Origin of the sequence: Moryella indoligenes, assembly GCF_030812885.1 — a bacterium.
Classification (GTDB): domain Bacteria; phylum Bacillota; class Clostridia; order Lachnospirales; family Lachnospiraceae; genus Moryella; species Moryella indoligenes.
Genome location: NZ_JAUSTO010000037.1, coordinates 1 through 1,726, shown reverse-complemented (window position 1 = coordinate 1,726; position 1,726 = coordinate 1). Strand labels below are relative to the sequence as shown.

General features: G+C 52.8%; 1 rRNA gene. It reads right to left on the bottom strand.

The annotated features are described in order from the left end of the window. Positions 1-1,726: ribosomal RNA gene (locus J2S20_RS12035) — 23S ribosomal RNA — on the bottom strand; the annotation flags it as partial.

Below are 1,726 nucleotides of genomic sequence, written 5' to 3'. Positions count from 1 at the left end.
AACCATTCTGAGGGAACCTTTGAGCGCCTCCGATACTCTTTCGGAGGCGACCGCCCCAGTCAAACTCCCCATCTGACATTGTCCCCCGTCCAGATGATGGACGCAGGTTAGAAACCCAGTGCCACAGGGGTGGTATCCCAACAGCGGCTCCGTATAGACTGGCGTCCATACTTCGTAGCCTCCCACCTATCCTGTACGAGTAACACCGGATCCCGGTATCAAACTAGAGTAAAGCTCCATGGGGTCTTTCCGTCCTGGCGCAGGTCACCAGCATCTTCACTGGTACTTCAATTTCACCGGGTGCATTGTTGAGACAGCGCTCAAATCATTACGCCTTTCGTGCGGGTCGGAACTTACCCGACAAGGAATTTCGCTACCTTAGGACCGTTATAGTTACGGCCGCCGTTTACTGGGGCTTAAATTCAAAGCTTCGCGGGTTTCCCCGCTGACCTCTCCTCTTAACCTTCCAGCACCGGGCAGGCGTCAGCCCATATACTTCACCTTACGGTTTCGCATAGACCTGTGTTTTTGCTAAACAGTTGCTTGAGCCTTTTCTCTGCGGCTGCATCTCTGCAGCACCCCTTCTCCCGAAGTTACGGGGTCATTTTGCCGAGTTCCTTAACAATGCTTCTCCCGCCGGCCTTAGGATTCTCTCCTCATCCACCTGTGTCGGTTTGCGGTACGGGCTGACATGATACAATAGCGGCTTTTCTTGACAGTTACGGTCACCGGCTTCGCTACTTGATTTCGCTCCCCTTAACGTCTTCGGCTTGTGCGGCGGATTTGCCTTCCGCACACCTACTTCGCTTGGCCCGGTCTTTGCTCTCCCGGGTCCGGTTACGTCTCTGTGTCCCCACAGTTCTGATCATGTCAGGTGCTGGAATCTGAACCAGCTGTCCATCGACTACGACTCTCGTCCTTGCCTTAGGTCCCGACTTACCCAGGGCAGATCAGCTTTACCCTGGAATCCTTGGATATTCGGCCATGATGATTCTCACATCATTCTCGCTACTCATTCCGGCATTCTCTCTTCTCAACACTCCACAGCTCCTTATCGGTACTGCTTCTGCGCGTTGAGATTGCTCCTCTACCAGTGTGCTTTTACACACTCCTGAGCTTCGGTATCGTGTTTCAGCCCCGGAAATTTTCGGCGCAGGACCTCTCGACTAGTGAGCTATTACGCACTCTTTGAATGTGTGGCTGCTTCTGAGCCAACATCCTAGTTGTCTTCGAAATCCCACATCCTTTTCCACTTAACACGTATTTTGGGACCTTAGCTGCAGGTCTGGGCTCTTTCCCTTTTGACTGTCCAACTTATCTCGTACAGTCTGACTCCCGATCACCATCAGCACGGCATTCGCAGTTTGATATCCCTTGGCAGACTTTGACGCCCCCTCAGGAATTCAGTGCTCTACCTCCGTCTGACTAAATCGAGGCTAGCCCTAAAGCTATTTCGAGGAGAACCAGCTATCTCCGGGTTCGATTGGAATTTCTCCCCTATCCACACCTCATCGCCACCCTTTTCAACGGATGTGCGTTCGGTCCTCCATTCCCTTTTACGGGAACTTCAACCTGGACATGGATAGATCACCCGGTTTCGGGTCTGCCGCTGCTGACTTTACGCCCTATTAAGACTCGGTTTCCCTTCGGCTCCGGACCTTTAGTCCTTAACCTCGCCAGCACCGGCAACTCGCCGGACCGTTCTACAAAAAGTACGCGGTTGTAC